The organism is Catenuloplanes indicus, assembly GCF_030813715.1.
Taxonomy (GTDB): domain Bacteria; phylum Actinomycetota; class Actinomycetes; order Mycobacteriales; family Micromonosporaceae; genus Catenuloplanes; species Catenuloplanes indicus.
This window is the reverse complement of the sequence record NZ_JAUSUZ010000001.1, coordinates 2259528-2275620: the sequence shown is the minus strand read 5'-3', so window position 1 is coordinate 2275620 and position 16093 is coordinate 2259528. Positions and strand designations below refer to the sequence as shown.

The window sequence follows — 16093 nt, the reverse complement described above, 5'->3', positions numbered from 1 at the left end:
CGCACCACACACCCGCACGGTCCTGCCCCGGCGCACACGCGCCGGGGCGGGCCCATATCTGGGGGCGTCATGACGAACCGCATCCTGCTCGGCTGTGTGCGCGCGGCCGGCGGTCACGCGGTCCTGCTGGCGGTCGCGTCGCTCACCGGCGCGGTCGCGGCGCTGCTCGTCCCGGCCGCGATCGGCCGTACGGTCGACGCGGTCCTCGACGGCTCCGCACACCGCTGGATCGTCGTCACCACCGCGCTGGTCGTGATCGCGGCCGGCGCCGACGTGCTCACCGACCTGGCCACCGCCACCGGCACCGCCCGCGCCACCGCACATCTGCGCCGCGCGCTGCTCACCCGCCTCTTCACGCTCCCGCACCCGATCGGCCGCCCGGCCGGCGACCTGGTCGCGCGGCTCGGCACGCAGGCCGCGGACGCCGGGTCCGCGGTCGGCGCCCTCGTCGGTGGCCTGGTCTCCGTGCTGCCGCCGGCCGGCAGCCTGATCGCGCTCGCGCTGCTCGACCCGTGGCTCGCGGTCGCGCTGGTCGCCGGGCTGCTGCTGCTCACCGCACTGCTGCGCGGGTTCGTGGTCAGCGCGTCCGCGTCCGCGGCCGGATACCAGCGGGTCCAGGGCCGGATCGCGGCGTTGCTCGCCGAGGCGATGACCGGCGCCCGCACGATCGCGACGGCCGGCACCGCGGCGGCCGAGATCCGCCGCGTCCTGCGGCCCCTGCCCGAGCTGGAAGAACACGGCCGGGGTACGTGGGCCGCGCTCGCGGTCGCGGCCGGGCGCACCGCCGTGCTGGCGCCGCTGACCCAGATCGCCGTGGTCGCGACCGCCGGGACGCTGCTCACCACGGGCCGGCTCACGCCCGGCGAACTGATCGCCGCGCTGCAGTACGCGGCGCTCGGCGCCGGCCTCGGCGCGATCCTGGGCACGCTGAACCGCCTGGTCCGCGCCCGCAGCGGCGCTGAACGCGCCGCCGGCATAATCGCCGAACGGCCCCGCGCCCACGGCACCGTCCGGCTCGTCGATCCGCCGCCGGCACGGTCCGGCGGCGTGGGCACGCTGCGGCTGACGGAGGTGAGCGTGCGGTCCGCCGACGGCCGGCCGCTGCTGGACCGGCTCACGCTGACCGTGCCCGGCGGGACCGTGATCGCGGTCGTCGGCCGGTCCGGTTCCGGCAAGTCCACGCTCGCCGCCGTGGCCGGGCGGCTGCGCGACCCGGACGAGGGCACGGTCACGCTCGACGGCGTGCCGCTGCCCGCGCTGGACCGGGCGTCGCTGGCCGCCGCGGTCGGATACGGCTTCGAACGGCCCGCGCTGGCCGGCCGTACCGTCGGCGACGCGATCGCGATGGGCCGCGACCCGGGCTTCGTGGCCGAGGCCGCGCGCGTCGCCGCCATCGACGACTACGTCCGGCGGCTCCCCGGCGGGTACGGCACGCCGCTGGCGGACGCGCCGATGTCCGGCGGCGAGGCGCAGCGCCTCGGCCTGGCCCGCGCACTGCATGCCGCCCGGCTGCTGGTGCTCGACGACGCGTCGTCCAGCGTGGACAGCGTGACCGAGGCGCGGATCGGCGCGGCCCTGACCCGCCACGCGCGGGGCGTCACCCGCCTGGTCGTCACCCACCGCCGGGCCACGGCCGCCGCTGCGGACCTGGTCGCCTGGCTCGACGGCGGCCGGCTGCGCGCCTGCGCCCCGCACCACGCGCTCTGGTCCGATCCCGGCTATCGCGCGGTGTTCGCACCGTCCGCGGCGCCGGCCCGCGCGAACGGAGCCGCCGGCCACGGCCGGCGGCCGGCCGCGGTCCGGGGCGGTGCGGGCTGATGGGCGCGGCCACTCGCTACACGCTGCGCGAGCTGCGCCGGGACCGGCGTGCGGTCGCGGGCCTCGCGGTGTGGTCACTGGTCGAGACCGCGCCCGCGCTGATCAGCGGGTACGCCACCGCCCGCGCGATCGACGACGGCTTCCTCGCCGGTGACGTCGCCACCGGGCTGGCCTGGCTCGGCGGCTACGCGGTCGCCGCGGGCGTGGGCGCGATCGGTGCGCGCGGCGCGTACCGGCGGCTCGGTGATGTCGTGGAGCCGTTCCGGGACCGGCTGGTGCGCCGCGTGGTGACCGGCGCGTTGCGTGGCGCGGCCTCGCCGGACCGCGCGGCCGTGGCGAAGCTGACCCGGCAGGTCGAGGTGGTCCGGGACACGCTCGCCGGGCTGCTCACCACCGTGCGGGGCTTCGCGTTCAGCCTGGTCGCCGCGATCGCCGGCCTGCTCGCGCTGGCGCCGGTGCTGGCCGGGCTGGTCACCGTACCGCTGCTGCTCGGTCTTGGTCTGTTCGCTCTGCTCCTGCCGCGCCTGGCGCGGCGCCAGCTGTCCTATGTGCGCGCCGACGAGGACCTGGCCGCGACCGCGGAGCCGATGCTGCGCGCGCACCGGGACGTGGCCGCGGCCGGTGCCGGTGACTGGGCGGCCGGTGTGGTCGCGGACGCGGTCGACGCCCAGTCCCGGGCGGAACACGCGCTCGGCACCGCCGGGGCACTGCGCGGCGCCTGCCTCGCGGTCGGCGGGTGGGGACCGCTGGTCGTGCTGCTGGTCGCCGCGCCCTGGCTGACCGGCCGCGGGATCGGCGCGGGCGTGCTGCTCGGCGCCATGGTCTACGTGCGGCAGGCGCTGGTGCCGGCGCTGCACCTGCTGATGCACGGCCTGGCCCAGGGCGGCCTGCGCTACGGCGTGACGCTCCGGCGGATCCTCGCCGAACCCGCGCCGGAGCCGCAGCCGCTCCGCGCGCCGGACCGTGGCCTGCTGCGCATGCGCGGCGTGACGTTCCGGTACGGCCCGGCCGCCGCGCCCGTGCTGGACCGCTTCGACCTGGACGTCGGCCCGGGTGAGCACCTCGTGATCGTGGGGGCCAGCGGCATCGGCAAGTCCACGCTCGCCGCGCTGATGGCCGGCCTGATCGTGCCGCAGCACGGCGACGTGCGCTGCGCCGGGCGCGTGCTGCTGCCGCAGGAGGCGTACGTCTTCACCGGCACCGTCCTGGAGAACCTGCGCTACCTGGCCCCGGACGCGCCGGTGCTGCGCGGGATCGCCGCGTTCGGTGCCTGGCCGCTGATCGACCGGCTCGGCGGGCTCGACGGCCGGATCGACCCGGCCACCCTCTCGGCCGGGGAGAAACAGCTGATCGCGCTGGTCCGGGCGTGGCTGTCACCGGAGCCGCTGGCCATTCTGGACGAGGCGACCTGTCACCTCGACCCGGCCGCCGAGGCCCGCGCGGAAGCCGCGTTCGCGGCGCGGCCGGGCGCGCTCGTGGTGATCGCGCACCGGCTGGCCTCCGCCGCGCGCGGCCGGCACGTGCTGCTCCTCGACGGCGCCGCCCCGGTGCTCAGCACGCACGCGGAGCTGCTGCGGACGTCTGGCGCCTACCGCGAGATGTCAGATCCAGCCCTTCTCCTTGGCCAGGTGGATCGCCTCGATCCGGTTGCGCGCGCCGGTCTTCGCGATGATCCGGGACAGGTGGTTGCGCACCGTTCCCGGTGACAGCGACAGCGTGCGCGCGATCTCCTTCACCGGTGTGCCGAGCGCGGCCACCTCCAGCACGTGCAACTCCCGATCGGTCAGCGGCGACGACGGCATCAGCGCGGCGACCAGCAGATCCGCGTCCACCACCGGCTCGCCCGCGGCCAGCCGGCGCACCGCGTCCACCACCCGCTCCGGTGACGCGGTCTGCGCCAGGAAACCGATCGTCGGCGGACCCGACGCGATGTGCGCGCCGACCCCGGGCCGGCGCGGGTCGACCAGCACCAGGATCTTGCTGTCCGGCAGCTCCGAGTGGGCGGCGCGGGCCGCGCCCGCCGGGTCCCGCCCCGGCCCGTTGAGCAGCTCCAGGTCGAGCACGGTCACGTCCGGCGCGTCGGACCGGACCGCCTCGATCGTGGCGTCCACCGCGTCACGCTCCGCTATCACGTCCATGTCCGGATGCGTGGACAGCACGTATCTCAGAGCGCCACGCAGCAGCCCCTGCGGCATCGCCAGCAGAATGCGCACCACACCGGGCCCCTTATCGACAGATCGACACAACCGGTTAACCACATGGCAATACCCGTCCACATTCAAGCACAGACGATCGGCTGGGAGCGCGCCCAAACGTGTAGGTAACTCGTTAGCGCAACTGTCGGATGGCCGTCGCCCGGCCGGGTCGTTTTTGTCGCGACCCGGCCGGTGAGCTGCGTCGATGCGTCAGATCCAGCCCGCCTCCTCGGCGAGACGGGCCGCTTCCAACCGATTTCTGCAGTTCAGTTTCCGCACCGCGGAAGATAGATAGTTCCGAATTGTTCCTTCGGACAGAAAAAGTTCGGACGCAATCGCGGCGCTCGGCATCCCGCGCGCCGCGCGACGCAGCACGTCCCGCTCGCGCGCGGACAGCGGATTGTGCATCGCCGCCAGCGTGGCCAGCGCGGTCCCCGGATGGATCATCCGTTCGCCGCGGCCGACCCGCCGGATCAGATCGACCAGCTCGGCCGGCGGCTGCTGCCGAGACGCGAACCCGCGCGCCCCAGCGGTCAGCGCGGCCCGCAACGCGTGCGGCGTGTGCCGCCCGGTCAGCGCCACCACCGCACACTCCGGCAGCTCCGCCACCAGCAGCCGCACCGTCCGCAGACCGTGCCGCCCCGGCCCGTCCAGATCCACCACGATCACGTCCGGCCGGATCTTGTGCGCCGCGGTCAGCACCTCACCGTCGTCCCCACCCACGGACGTCACCTCAAGCTCCGTGGACAACACCGCATGCAGGGACTCACGCAGCAGCACATGGTTCGAGAAAATCATCGTGCGAATCACGTCGTTCGCTCCCATCACGCCTCACCGGCGGCACGCGCCGGTTTCGGGAAGGTCCGTCAGGCGAGACCGGACACCGGCCGCGCACCTGCGGGCCGGAACCGGTGAGGAACGATCACCCGGGGGAGTCGGGAACCTCGATCACCCGCGAGTCGCGGTGCTGGTCGGCCGGGCGGGGCGCGATCTCGGCACGGATGCCGAGCACCGCCGGCCCGGGCGTGGCGTCGGCCTGCGGTGAGCCGGGCTGTTCACCACCGCGCACACCGTGCACCGGACCGGACGCCTCACCACCGGTTCGAGGCCCTGCCGGGCCTTCGTCACCACCAGGACCATCCGACGGTACGGTGCCGCCGCCCCCGGCCGCGGTGACGGGCGCACCGGGATCGCAGGTGGGGCGGGCGGTTGTCCGCGCACCACCGGCCGGGTCCGGCCGGCGCGGTTGCGGCGGCCACCGCCGGTGGCCCGGTGCCGGTGGCCCGGCTACGGCCGGGTGGGGCGCCGCCGGCACGACGAGCCGCGGTGCCGCGCCGGCCCGGGGGTTCGCCCCGGGCAGCGTGGCGGCCTCCGCCGCACGCTGCACCGTGTGATCGGCGTGGGCGGCCTGAGCTGCAACGGCGACATGGGCTGCGTGAGCGGCCCGTGCGGCATGGACAGCCTGTGCGGTGTAGGCGGCTTGCGCCGCGTAGGCGGCGCGGGCGCCGTGTGCTGCTTGGACCGCGTGTGTGGCCTGGATTGCGTATGCGGTCCGCGTGACGACCACGACCGCGTCGATCACCGGCGCGACCACGGGTTGCCCGAGCATGGTTGCGGCCATCGCCGTGACCTCGCCGATTGCGGCGGCCGGTACCGGTTCCTGGGCTGCCGGTCCGGTCGCTGCCGTGACCGTGTCGGTCACGGGTGCGCCCGGCGTCCCGGCAGCCGGGCGCAACGGCGTCACCACGATGGACAGCACCGGCTCGACCGGCGCCCGGGCGGCTCCGACGACATCGACTGTCGTCGTGGTGACGAGCGACCTGACCGGTCCTGTGGCGGCGGGTGCGCTCGAGGCATTCTTCGTCGCGGCGACCAGCGACGCGGCCGGTACGGCGGCGGTCTCCACCGCCGCGTCGGCACCGGTGCCGGCCGGCGCCGGTGCGGCGGCCCCGCTCGTCGCCTCGATCGCGGCACCGGCCACGTTCTCCAGGTCCGTGATCACCTGAGAACCGCCTCCCGCAACCGCCTCACTCGCGAGGGGCGCTACTTCTGTGGCGGTCTCGGTCACAGCAACCGCCACGTTCGTGGTGGATGCGGTCACGTTCGCGGCGGTACCGGCCACGTTCGTGGTGGATGCGGCCGCGTCCGGGACCGTCTCCACCACATCCACAATCGGCGCGGCAGCCTCCGCGACCGGCGCAGCCGATCCCGAGACCGGCGCGGTCATCTCCTTGACCGGCGCGACCGCTTCCATGGACGGTGCGGCGGCCTCTGTGACCGTCCCGGCCACGGCTCGGGCCGGTTCTGCGGCGGCTCGTGCCGGCGCGGTCGTCGTCCGGCTCTCGATCGGTGCCGGCTTCGCTGCCGTCTCACCGCCACCGCCCGGCGGGTCCTCGGCGTCCTCGCCGTCCGCAGTCGTCGTGGGCGCGTCGGCCGCGGCTTCCACGAGGGTCGTCACCCCCGCCGCGGCATCACTCACCGTGAGCGGCAGTGCGGTGTCGGAGCCGGGTGCGGCGTGGGCGGGGGAGGGGGAGAGGAGGAGGAAGAAGAGCCAGCCGGCGGCCGGGCCGAGGGTGAGGATGGCGAGTCTGAGCAGCAGGCGACGGATCGCCTGGTGTGTAAGCCGGCTTGTGCCGATCATCCCTCTCCCGTAGGAATCGATACCGCTCAGCCGAACCTAGCAGTGACTCCACATGATCGCAGCGTGACCGCGACGTGCCTGGCAGGGCGCATGATCGACGAGACCCGGCGGCGGGAGGGAGGCTGGTACGGCGCGGCCGGCGGGCAGCAGTCGCGACCACGGCTACTCACCGTGGCTCTCGCGGATCGCACGGACGACACGGCCGGGGTGTGGCAGCGAACGTACCGGCGAAGTCTCGGCGCGCGGTGTTTCAAAGCCGGCCGGCGTCGCACCCGGCCCCGGCCGCGGCCCCCGCGGCGTCCACCGGCCGGAGGTGCCGCGTAGCCGGTTACACCGACGCCAGCGTGGGCGGGCCGGTCGGCGTGGAGGAGACGTCGTCCAGTGCGGCCCGCAGCCGGGTCACGAACGGGCCGGCGTGGTCGCGCTCGGGCATCGCCTCCGAGCGCCGTCGGCACGGTGAGCTTTTTGGCGAGTGCGGCCAGTGCTCTGATCTCGGAATGGTCTCCAGTACCTGCCACGGGTCGCCGTCGTCCGATGCGGTTACGGTGTGCAGCTCGGCGGCTGACCGATTCGAAAGCTGATGGTCATGGAGCTGGGTCGGGGCGCGCAGGATCGCACCCGCCACGACCAGGCCGAAGAGCCGGGCGCTGGTGTGCGGGATCCCTTCCATTCCGGTCCCCAGGAAGAGACGCAGGTGGGAAGGGTTTGCGTACAGATCTGCGGTTCTCCCGTTAGTGGCGAGAGTGGTCTTGAAGCGCTGTGCCAGCCGTGCGTCCGCCTGAGCCGCGATCGCCACGATCTCCTCCGTGGACAATGGCTGCAGACTGACCTCGGTCGCAGGCTCTCGCATCGGAAGCTGCTGGTCCCGGGTGCGGCAGCTCACCACCACTCTCGCCGCGCCCGCATCGCAGAGCTGTGTGATCACGTCGCGCCATTGCGACAACCAGTCACGTAGCGGAGCACTCCGAACGTTGCCCTCGTCAAGCCCGTCGAGCAGCACCACGCCACCGTCCGTGAGGAATGTACGAAGGTCGCACCAGCCGGGATCAACTGCGGCGGTCCACTGCCGAGACAGCCAGTCGATAGAGATGTCTGGGTTGAGCGGCTGCCGAGCGAGGGACACGTAAAACGAATCGGGTCGTTCCGGTCCGCCGTCCGGCGGCCGGACCGAACGCAAGGCCGACTGTGCGTCGAAATATCGCAGTAGCCGGGTCTTCCCGGTTCCGGGATCGCCGAATAGCATCACCAGCCGACGAGTACGAAGATCCGCCGATATGTTCTCCAGCGACAGTCGCGGCTGCGGGTTGCTCGACGGCTTGTCTGAGCGGGTCAGACGCAAGTTGATGAACGGCTGGCTTTGTGCGTCAGCCGACCACCGCGCCAACCGGGACAGGTTGTACTCGCTACGGTTGCGGGCCGGCGCAGAATGCAACAGTTCTCGGAGTAGCCGGTGAGTGACCGCGACGATCCGGGGCACCTCCGGCATCCGCAATTGCTCGATCAAGTCGTGTGTGCCGGCGGCCAGCGGAATGTCGGGTAGCGGTGTGTCCGTCGGCAGAAGAGCCGGTATCCCGCTGGAGAGCAGGTCCGGTGGCCGGATGAGATCGACCAATGTGTCGGCCACCTGCGGCAGTTCAGAGTATCGGCCGCCCCAGTAGAGCGTCGCATCCCGTGGCCAGGGTGGCTGGTCACCCGCGCTCGGCCGGTACCGGTCGACCGCAACGGTGATCCTCGCCCGGTTCGCCAGCCGGACGAGTGTTGCCAGTTCGTTGAGGTCGAAGTGCCGCTTCTGCGTCAGGACGACCAGACAGTCGATCGGCGGCCCGCAGTCCTCGGTGACAGTGATTGCGTACTCGCCGGACTCCCGCAGATCTGACCGGAGCTGTTCGGCGGCTGGAAAACGATTGCTCCAGACACCGAACGAAACCCGTGTGCTCCCTGCCACCGGCTCCTCCAGCACGGATTGTGGTGTCTCTACAGTAACTCGACCGTCGCTAACGGTAGTGCTATGTGGAGGGTATCCGCCGATGAGTCATTCGGGAGCGACCCCGCCCGGCCGGGGGGATTCCGGGCGGAGGCCGGCCGCGACCGCGAACGGCCAGAGCGCCTGGGCTGCCGCGGCGACGCGTTCGGCGAGGCCGAGTGGGCCGCCGGTGTGCAGCGTGACGCCGAACCACGCGACGAGGGAGAGCAGCACCGTACCGGCGATGACGGTGGCCGGTCTGCGCAGCAACGTGGTGCGGGAGCCGCCGGTGAACGGCCACACCGCGAGGGCCGTGAACGCGACCGTCGCCGCCGTGGTGTGCGCGGCCGAACCGCCGTCGCCGGCCGGTAGCGGGAACGCGGCCACCAGGGCGGTGGCGGCGCCGCCCACGGCGATCAGCAGGCGGCCGGCGCGGGAGACCTCGGTCAGCCCGTACGCGGTGACCAGGTGGGCGAGGCCGACGCCGATCAGCGCGGCGGTCATGATCTGCCGGTCGGCCGCGTCGAGTGCGGCCAGGTCGCTGATCGCGTCGCGGAGCGGGTCGAAGCCGGCCGGCTGGCGGGACTCGGCGAGCAGCCAGCCGCCGATCAGCAGCGCGGGCGCGGCGGCGGAGGAGACGAGCGCGGACGTTCTCATGAGCTGACATCTTCCCCGGCGGACCGGGGCGGCACCGGTGGAACGGTGCCGCCCCGGTGAGACGATGCGCGTCAGGCGACCGTGCAGGCCGCGCCGTTGAGCGTGAACGACGCGGGTTTCGCGGCGCTGCCGGTGTGGGTGGCCTGGAAGCCGAACGTCTGGGTGGCCCCGGCGGCGAGCGTCCCGTTCCAGGAGACGTTCCGGGCGGTGAGCGCGCCGGTCGCCGGGCTGATCGTGGCGTTCCAGGAGTTCGTCACGGTCTGGCCGGTGGGCAGCGTGAACGCGAGCGTCCAGCCGTCGACCGTGGCCGTGCCGGTGTTCTTGATCGACACCGATGCGGTGAGCCCGTTGTTCCACGAGTTGACCGCGTAGGTGACCTGGCAGGGGCCGGCGGGAGCCGGCGTGGTCGGCCCCGGCGTGGTCGGGCCCGGCGTGGTCGGGGTGGGTGACGCCGGGGTCGTGGTGTCCAGGCCCATGAAGTGGATCGCGGCGGCCGCGTTCACCGGCAGGTTGTGCGACACCCCGCTCATGCTGATCGCCTCGACCGGCGCCCGGTCGCCCGTACCCCCGTAGCGCGTGCGCGTGTACCCGGACTGCGGCGTGTCCGTGTACGCGGGCGTCTGCGACACGCCGAGCACGTTCGTCCACTGCTTGATCTGCTCGCCGAAGTTCGGGTAGCGCAGCACCTCGTCGTTCGTGCCGTGCCACGTCTGCATGCGCGGCCGGGGCCCGGTATAGCCCGGGTACGCGTTGCGCGCCAGGTCACCCCACTGCTGCGGGGTCTTGGTGATCAGCCCGTTGGCGCAGTCGCTGTTCCACTCCGACCCGTTCGTGGTGGCGAAGCAGCCGAACGGCACGCCGGAGAACGCGGCACCGGCAGTGAAGACATCCGGGTACACGCCGAGCAGGACGTTCGTCATCATCGCGCCGCTGGACACGCCGGTCACCGCGATCTTCGCGGCGTCCACGGGGTAGCGGGCCCGGACATAGTCGATCATCGACTTGATGCCGACCGGGTCGCTGCCGCCGCCGCGGGTCAGCGCCTGCGGCGACGCGACGTCGAAGCACTGGCTCGACCGGGTCACCGACGGGTAGATCACGATGTAGCCGTGGCGCTCGGCGAGCTCGTCGAACTGACTGCCGTTGAAGAACGCGGGCCCGGTGCCGGTGCAGTAGTGCACCGCGACCAGCAGGCCCGGCCGTGCGGCCAGGTTGTCGGGCACGTACACGTACATCCGTAGATTGCTGGGGTTCGTTCCGAAAGACGTGATCTCGGTGAGCGAGGCCGCCGACGCGGGCGAGGCCAGGCCGACCGCGGCCAGCAGCGCGACCAGCGCGACGGCCAGGACGTGGCGAATTCTCATCGGTGGGGTTCCTTCTCGGTCGAGGACATGGCGAAGCGCGCGGCGAGGGGCTGCCCGGCGCCCGCCGCTCCCGGCTCATGAACATCGACAAGTATCTACATATGGCGGCGGAAAGCCAAGCCGTCATGCTGTGCCGGGTTGCCATAGTGTGTGACACACACTATCGTTGGTGGCATGACAATGGATCCGACGCTCGCGAGCCACTTGCAGGAGCTGCGCCGTGGCACGGTCGTCGTCGCGAGCCTCACCGTTCTGCGCACGCCGGGTTACGGATATTCGCTGCTGGAGACGCTGGCCGCGGCCGGCTTCGAGGTGGAGGCGAACACGCTCTATCCACTGCTGCGCCGCCTGGAGGCGCAGGGCCTGCTGACCAGCGCGTGGAACACGGACGAGGCCCGGCCGCGCAAGTTCTACACGACCACTCCGCAGGGCAACGCGGTCGCCGAGGCGCTGCGCACCGAGTGGTCCCGCCTCGACACCGCCATCAACGACCTCTAGAAGGAGCCGGGCATGACCACCCTCATCGATCGTTACGTGAGCACCGCGCTGCGCCGCATCCCGGAGGGTCAGCGCGCCGACATCGACCGTGAGCTGCGTGCCTCCATCGAGGACGCGGTGGAGGCACGCGTCGACGCGGGCCAGGAACGCGACGCCGCCACCCGAGGGGCGCTGATAGAGCTCGGCGACCCCGACCGGCTCGCCGACCGATACAGCGGCCGGCGGAACTACCTGATCGGCCCGGAGATCTACCCCGCCTGGCGCCGCACGATGATCGCGCTCTACACCGTGGTGCTCCCGATCGTCGTGGCCGTCACCACGGTGGTGCAGCTGATCGACGACCCCGCGATCGGCCGGGTCATCGGCGGCCTCGTCACCTCGGTGATCACGGTGGGTGCGCACCTGGGCTTCTGGGCCACGGCCACGTTCGCGCTGCTGGAACGGCTCGGCCTGACCGACCGGGTGCTGCGCCGGCCGTGGACGCTGGACGACCTCCCGGAGTACGAGTCCGGCCGCCTGGCGCACACCCAGCTCGTGCCGAACGTGGTCTGGCCGGTGCTGCTCATCGCCGGTCTGGTGCTGCAGCAGTTCACGTTCACCGACGTGCCGGTGCTGAACCCGGCCAACTGGTCGTCCTGGTGGCCGTACCTCATCGTGGTCCTGATCCTGGAGATCGCCTGGGCGATCCAGGTCTTCCGCGCCGGCGCCTACACCCGGGCGGCCGCGGCCGCGAACGCCGTGCTCGCGCTGCTCACCGCCGTGCCGGTGATCTGGCTGGCGGCGCAGGACCGGATCTTCAACCCGGAGTTCCCCGGCCTCGCGCCCGGCAGCGACGCGCTCTACATCGCCACCATGGTGGTGATCGCGACGTTCGCGATCGCCACGGTGTGGGACATCGTGGAGATCACGGTCCGTGCCGAGCGCACCCGCCGCGGCCTCACCACCCAGGTGCCCGGCACCCGCGGCGTGCTCTGAGCCCGTTGTTACGGTGCAACCCATGCGTCTTTCGGTCGGGTGCGCGATGTGGACCCTCAAGCCCTGGCAGGGCCGGTTCCTGCCGCACCCGTCCACCGCGGGCGAGCGGCTGCGCGCCTATGCCGGGTGGTGCGACGCGGTCGAGGGAAACACCACGTTCTACGCCACGCCCGCACGGGAGACGACCGAGGTGTGGGCCGCGGAGACGCCCGAGTCGTTCCGGTTCGTGCTCAAACTCCCGAAGCCGGTCACCCACGAACACCGCCTCTCCGCCGCCGCGTTCGCACCGCTGGCACAGTTCCTCACCGCGATCGAGCCGCTCGGCCCGCGCGTCCACGCACTCTGGATCCAGCTGCCCGGCTCGTTCACCCCCGCGGACGTACCCGCGCTGTCGTCCTTCCTGCGCCGACTGCCGACCGCGTACCGGTACGCGGTCGAGGTGCGCCACCAGGCCTTCTTCGATGATCCCGCGCCACTGGAGGCGGCGCTGGCACCGTTCGGCGTCGAGTGGGTCCCGTTCGACACCACCGCGTTCTTCGCGAAACGTCCGACCAGCGACGCCGAGCGCGAGGCGTGGACCAGGAAACCGCGCATGCCGCTGCGGACCACCGCGCTGACCGGCCACCCGATCGTGCGCTACCTCGGCCGCGACAAGCCGGGCGAGACGGCCGAGGGCTGGCAGCGCTGGGTCGAGGCCACCGTGACGTGGCTGCGCGAGGGCCGCTCACCCACGGTCTTCATCCATACCCCGGACAACGCGGACGCACCGGAACTGGCCCGCCGCTTCCACGATGAGGTCCGCGCACGCGTACCGGACCTGATCCCCCTGCCGGCGCCGGAACCGGTGGGCCCGCCGACGCTGTTCTGAAGACCATTTCATTCGTCTGCCCGCTTCCGGCGGGGTTACGTTCCGCATGCTCCCGCGGGCGCCGGTCGGCCGCGGGCGGCCTCCCTGTCAGTCGCGTGGGCGGTCACCACACCACCGAACCGGGCACTCGCGCAGCTACGACGTCCGGCGTGTGGTTTCTGCGAGGCGGCCAGGGACCGGACGCTGCGGACGCGATCCTTCCGGCGTCCGGTTTCCGCGAAGCGGCTGGGGGCCGGGGCGCTGCGGGCCCGCGACCTGCGGCGTGTTGTGTCTTGAGAGTGATCGGGGCCGCGGGGGATCGCAGTTTCGCCTGCGGCTTCAGGGCCCGCGGGCCACAGGTCTCCGCCGCACGGGTCCGCCGTCCGGCGGGCCAGGCCCCTTCCAGTCCGCATTGCTGTTTCCGGCCCCGCGAAACAGCGCTGAGGTCTGACAGGATCTCCGGTCTCGATGCCTGGAAGATCATGTCCGCATGTTGGATGCCGAAGCGCCGCGCCGGGCATTCGGGGTCGCGGTGGCGGGCGTGATCGGCTGCTGACGTCGCGTAAATGGTGAAATATCGGACGCGGAGCGCCCAGGCGCGCGGTCCGCCGAGCGAGATCGGCCACCGAGAGCTCGGTCATCTCTCGTGCGCTCCACGCTGTGGCAGTCGCCGTGTGCCGGCACGCCCGGTCGCGTGCCGGCGGACCGGCGGCGGTCAGCCGCCGGTGCCGGGTGCGTGCATGTGGTGTGCGGTGGGCTGGGCGGTGGCGGTCAGGCCAGGTCGTCGACGGCGAGGAGGGCGGACATGCCGAGGAAGGTGACGCCGGTGCCGAGGGCGACGCGGCGCTGCGTGCGGGCCGGGATGCCGGTGGCACCGATGCGGCGGCCGGCGGCGATGTAGAGGAGGCCGACCAGCAGTTCGATCAGCAGGTATGCGGCGCCGAGCAGCGCAATGTTGAGATCGGCGCCGGGGGCGGTGGTGTCGGTGAACTGGGGGAGCAGCGCGGCGAAGAGCAGCAGGGCCTTCGGGTTGCTGATCGCGACCGCGAACTCGTGCGCGACGATCGGCCAGGTGCCGTGCTGGGTGGTCGCCTCGGCGTGCTGCGCCTCGGCGCGCATCGCGCCGTGCAGGCTGGTGATGCCGAGCCAGGCGAGGTAGATCACGCCGACCCATTTGATCACTTCTAGTGCGGTCGCGGACGCGGCCAGGATCGCGCCGAGGCCGGCCACGACCAGGCCGATCAGCACGACGAACGCGGCGAGCCGGCCGCCCACGCCGGCCAGTGCGCGGAGCGGGCCGTGGCGGACCGCGTTGCTGAGGCCGAGCAGCTGGTTCGCGCCGGGGATCAGCGAAACGAGCAGTGCGGCGGGGATGAAGCCGACCCAGTCGATCATCAGACCAGCGTGCGCCGCCCGCCGCCCGGCCGCCAGCTCACCCGGTGTTCATCCGATTATCGACAATGTCGGCGCGCAGCGGGGCCGGCGCGGCCGCGATGAACGCGCGCTGGTGTGCCGTGAGCCGGGCCAGGCCGGCCCCGGCGAAGCACCCGGCCAGGTCCGGATCGTTCACGACCCGCCGGTAGAACTCGTCGACGGCGGCACCTACCGCGGCTTCGCCGCCGATGGACTCGTACAGTGTCATGTTCGTCGATGGTTCATGGGTGCGCGCCGTCGGGCAAGGGGCGAGACAGGACCTAGTCGTAGTGCCGGTGCAGGACGGCGCGGCGGCCCTCCGGGTCGAGGCGGCCGATGATCGCCTCGGCGATGTCGTGGAGCTGGGACATCTGCTCCGGCGTGAGCGCGTCGATCACGTTCCGGCGCACGGTCTCGACGTGGCCGGGCGCGGCCTCGCGCACCTTCGCCCAGCCGGCGTCCGTGAGGCGCGCGTTGGTCGCCCGCTTGTCGTGCGGGCACGGGAAGCGCTCGACCAGGCCACGCGACTCCAGACGCTGCACCACGTGCGAGAGCCGGGCCAGCGTGGCGGCGGTGAGTTCGGCCAGCGCGGTCATCCGCAGCGTGCGCTTGTCGGCCTCGGAGAGCATCGCGAGCACGTAGTAGTCGAAGTGGGTGAGCTGCGAGTCGCGCCGCAGCTGTGAGTCGAGGACGCCGGGCAGCAGCTCGATCACGGCGAGCAGCCGCACCCAGGTCGACAGCTGTTCGCGGGTGAGCCAGCGGGTGTCCATACGCACAATTGTGCCACGCATGGTTGTAGCGACAACTTGAATGTGCAATGGTTGTAGCAACAACCAAGCACGTCGAGGGAGAGCGTCATGGCACACGTCAGCATCATCGGCAGCGGTAACATGGGTCAGGCCGTCTCGGGACTCGCGGCCAAGGGCGGCAACTCGGTCGAGCTGTTCAACAGCTCGGACGCGGGCAAGGCGGTCACCGGTGACATCGTGGTGCTGGCCGTGCCGTACGCGGCGGTCGCCGGCATCGTCGAGGCCCGCCGCGCCGAGCTGGCCGGCAAGATCGTGGTCGACCTGACCAACCCGGTCAACTTCGAGACGTTCGACGGCCTGGTCACGCCGGCCGACGGTTCCGCCGCCGCCGAGATCGCGGCCGCGCTGCCGGATTCGCACGTGGTCAAGGCCTTCAACACCAACTTCGGCGGTACGTTGGTGTCCGGCTCGGTCGGCGGCGTCGCGACCACCACCGTGCTGATCGCCGGCGACGACGCGGACGCGAAGTCCGCGGTCTCCGCGCTCGTGCAGGGCGGCGGCCTCACGGCGATCGACGCGGGCAGCCTGAAGCGCGCCCGGGAGCTTGAGGCGCTCGCCTTCCTGCAGATCACGCTGGCCGCCGGCGAGAAGATCACCTGGGCCGGCGGCTTCGCCGTCACCAACTGAGCACTCACTCCGCCGCCTGACCACTCGGGCGGGTGGTTGACCACTCAGTCCGGCAGAACCGGTTCGCGACTCAGCCGCGGCGCCGCCGGAAAGCCACCCGGCCGCATCAGCGACCGCGCCGGTTGCGCCACGCCCGCCCCGCACGGGCGGGCGTGGCGCCGGCTGGGCGATCAGCGTGGCGTCGGCGTGCCGGCCGGCCGCCGGCCATGCCGGTCACCGGGTGGCACCGCGTTCCTTGCCGACCGTGTGTTCCCGGCGCTGCGGTTTCTCTCACGAACGGCGCTTG

The 16093-nt window shown here is 72.4% G+C and carries 15 protein-coding genes; 6 read left to right on the top strand and 9 right to left on the bottom strand.

The window, feature by feature from the left end; translation table 11 throughout:
- Positions 1-69 precede the first annotated feature (69 nt).
- Entirely contained in the window at positions 70-1818 is a 1749-nt protein-coding gene (locus tag J2S42_RS10340) for an ATP-binding cassette domain-containing protein (RefSeq protein ID WP_307237964.1), read from the top strand.
- Entirely contained in the window at positions 1818-3524 is a 1707-nt protein-coding gene (locus J2S42_RS10335; protein WP_307237962.1) for an ATP-binding cassette domain-containing protein, read from the top strand. The genes J2S42_RS10340 and J2S42_RS10335 overlap by 1 nt, the downstream gene beginning before the upstream one ends.
- Here the strand turns inward: J2S42_RS10335 and J2S42_RS10330 are convergent.
- The 6 genes from J2S42_RS10330 to J2S42_RS10305 all read right to left on the bottom strand — a co-directional run bounded on the left by J2S42_RS10330 (position 3420) and on the right by J2S42_RS10305 (position 10638).
- A complete protein-coding gene (locus J2S42_RS10330) occupies positions 3420-4034 on the bottom strand; it encodes a response regulator transcription factor (protein ID WP_307237960.1) in 615 nt (204 codons plus the stop codon). The genes J2S42_RS10335 and J2S42_RS10330 overlap by 105 nt on opposite strands.
- Before the next feature lie 189 nt (positions 4035-4223).
- Positions 4224-4811 (bottom strand): LuxR C-terminal-related transcriptional regulator, encoded by a 588-nt coding sequence (locus tag J2S42_RS10325; RefSeq protein ID WP_307237958.1) that lies wholly within the window; start codon positions 4809-4811, stop codon positions 4224-4226.
- A gap of 124 nt (positions 4812-4935) precedes the next feature.
- Entirely contained in the window at positions 4936-6654 is a 1719-nt protein-coding gene (locus J2S42_RS10320; RefSeq protein WP_307237956.1) for a hypothetical protein, read from the bottom strand.
- 328 nt (positions 6655-6982) lie between these two features.
- Positions 6983-8614 carry an NACHT domain-containing protein gene (locus J2S42_RS10315; RefSeq protein WP_307237955.1) on the bottom strand — a complete coding sequence of 544 codons (1632 nt, stop codon included), beginning with the start codon at positions 8612-8614 and terminating at the stop codon, positions 6983-6985.
- Positions 8615-8686: 72 nt separating this feature from the next.
- On the bottom strand, positions 8687-9274 hold the full coding sequence (locus J2S42_RS10310; RefSeq protein ID WP_307237953.1) for a DUF998 domain-containing protein: 588 nt from the start codon (positions 9272-9274) through the stop codon (positions 8687-8689).
- Between the two features lie 71 nt (positions 9275-9345).
- The gene (locus tag J2S42_RS10305) at positions 9346-10638 is read right to left on the bottom strand and encodes an extracellular catalytic domain type 1 short-chain-length polyhydroxyalkanoate depolymerase (protein WP_307237951.1); all 1293 of its coding nucleotides are present in this window, start codon (positions 10636-10638) and stop codon (positions 9346-9348) included.
- Between the two features lie 174 nt (positions 10639-10812).
- Here J2S42_RS10305 and J2S42_RS10300 point away from each other — a divergent pair, with 174 nt between their 5' ends.
- Genes J2S42_RS10300 through J2S42_RS10290 form a run of 3 tightly spaced genes read left to right on the top strand, consistent with a single transcriptional unit; the run spans position 10813 to position 12979 of the window.
- Positions 10813-11136, top strand: a complete 324-nt coding sequence (locus tag J2S42_RS10300) for a PadR family transcriptional regulator (protein ID WP_307237949.1) — start codon at positions 10813-10815, stop codon at positions 11134-11136.
- 12 nt (positions 11137-11148) lie between these two features.
- On the top strand, positions 11149-12111 hold the full coding sequence (locus J2S42_RS10295) for a permease prefix domain 1-containing protein (RefSeq protein WP_307237947.1): 963 nt from the start codon (positions 11149-11151) through the stop codon (positions 12109-12111).
- Between the two features lie 46 nt (positions 12112-12157).
- Positions 12158-12979, top strand: coding sequence for a DUF72 domain-containing protein (locus J2S42_RS10290; protein ID WP_307248683.1), 822 nt, complete (start codon positions 12158-12160; stop codon positions 12977-12979).
- Positions 12980-13729: 750 nt separating this feature from the next.
- Here the strand turns inward: J2S42_RS10290 and J2S42_RS10285 are convergent.
- The 3 genes from J2S42_RS10285 to J2S42_RS10275 are packed head-to-tail and all read right to left on the bottom strand — an operon-like array spanning position 13730 to position 15141.
- On the bottom strand, positions 13730-14353 hold the full coding sequence (locus tag J2S42_RS10285; RefSeq protein ID WP_307237945.1) for a LysE family translocator: 624 nt from the start codon (positions 14351-14353) through the stop codon (positions 13730-13732).
- A 37-nt stretch (positions 14354-14390) separates the two neighbouring features.
- Positions 14391-14600 (bottom strand): truncated hemoglobin, encoded by a 210-nt coding sequence (locus J2S42_RS10280; RefSeq protein ID WP_307237943.1) that lies wholly within the window; start codon positions 14598-14600, stop codon positions 14391-14393.
- 52 nt (positions 14601-14652) lie between these two features.
- Positions 14653-15141 (bottom strand): MarR family winged helix-turn-helix transcriptional regulator, encoded by a 489-nt coding sequence (locus J2S42_RS10275; RefSeq protein ID WP_307237941.1) that lies wholly within the window; start codon positions 15139-15141, stop codon positions 14653-14655.
- An 87-nt stretch (positions 15142-15228) separates the two neighbouring features.
- On the opposite strand from J2S42_RS10275, the gene J2S42_RS10270 reads away from it, so the two are divergent.
- Positions 15229-15807, top strand: coding sequence for an NADPH-dependent F420 reductase (locus J2S42_RS10270; RefSeq protein WP_307237939.1), 579 nt, complete (start codon positions 15229-15231; stop codon positions 15805-15807).
- The last annotated feature ends 286 nt before the right edge of the window (positions 15808-16093 follow it).

What these genes read in the sequence shown, in the direction of transcription:
- J2S42_RS10335 (WP_307237962.1), top strand. Translation starts at nt 1,818, where the DNA reads ATGGGCGCGGCCACTCGCTACACGCTGCGCGAGCTGCGCCGGGACCGG.
- J2S42_RS10290 (WP_307248683.1), top strand. Translation starts at nt 12,158, where the DNA reads ATGTGGACCCTCAAGCCCTGGCAGGGCCGGTTCCTGCCGCACCCGTCC.
- J2S42_RS10295 (WP_307237947.1), top strand. Translation starts at nt 11,149, where the DNA reads ATGACCACCCTCATCGATCGTTACGTGAGCACCGCGCTGCGCCGCATC.
- J2S42_RS10305 (WP_307237951.1), bottom strand. Translation starts at nt 10,638, where the DNA reads ATGAGAATTCGCCACGTCCTGGCCGTCGCGCTGGTCGCGCTGCTGGCC.
- J2S42_RS10270 (WP_307237939.1), top strand. Translation starts at nt 15,229, where the DNA reads ATGGCACACGTCAGCATCATCGGCAGCGGTAACATGGGTCAGGCCGTC.
- J2S42_RS10280 (WP_307237943.1), bottom strand. Translation starts at nt 14,600, where the DNA reads ATGACACTGTACGAGTCCATCGGCGGCGAAGCCGCGGTAGGTGCCGCC.
- J2S42_RS10310 (WP_307237953.1), bottom strand. Translation starts at nt 9,274, where the DNA reads ATGAGAACGTCCGCGCTCGTCTCCTCCGCCGCCGCGCCCGCGCTGCTG.
- J2S42_RS10325 (WP_307237958.1), bottom strand. Translation starts at nt 4,811, where the DNA reads ATGATTTTCTCGAACCATGTGCTGCTGCGTGAGTCCCTGCATGCGGTG.
- J2S42_RS10320 (WP_307237956.1), bottom strand. Translation starts at nt 6,654, where the DNA reads ATGATCGGCACAAGCCGGCTTACACACCAGGCGATCCGTCGCCTGCTG.
- J2S42_RS10285 (WP_307237945.1), bottom strand. Translation starts at nt 14,353, where the DNA reads ATGATCGACTGGGTCGGCTTCATCCCCGCCGCACTGCTCGTTTCGCTG.
- J2S42_RS10340 (WP_307237964.1), top strand. Translation starts at nt 70, where the DNA reads ATGACGAACCGCATCCTGCTCGGCTGTGTGCGCGCGGCCGGCGGTCAC.
- J2S42_RS10300 (WP_307237949.1), top strand. Translation starts at nt 10,813, where the DNA reads ATGACAATGGATCCGACGCTCGCGAGCCACTTGCAGGAGCTGCGCCGT.
- J2S42_RS10275 (WP_307237941.1), bottom strand. Translation starts at nt 15,141, where the DNA reads ATGGACACCCGCTGGCTCACCCGCGAACAGCTGTCGACCTGGGTGCGG.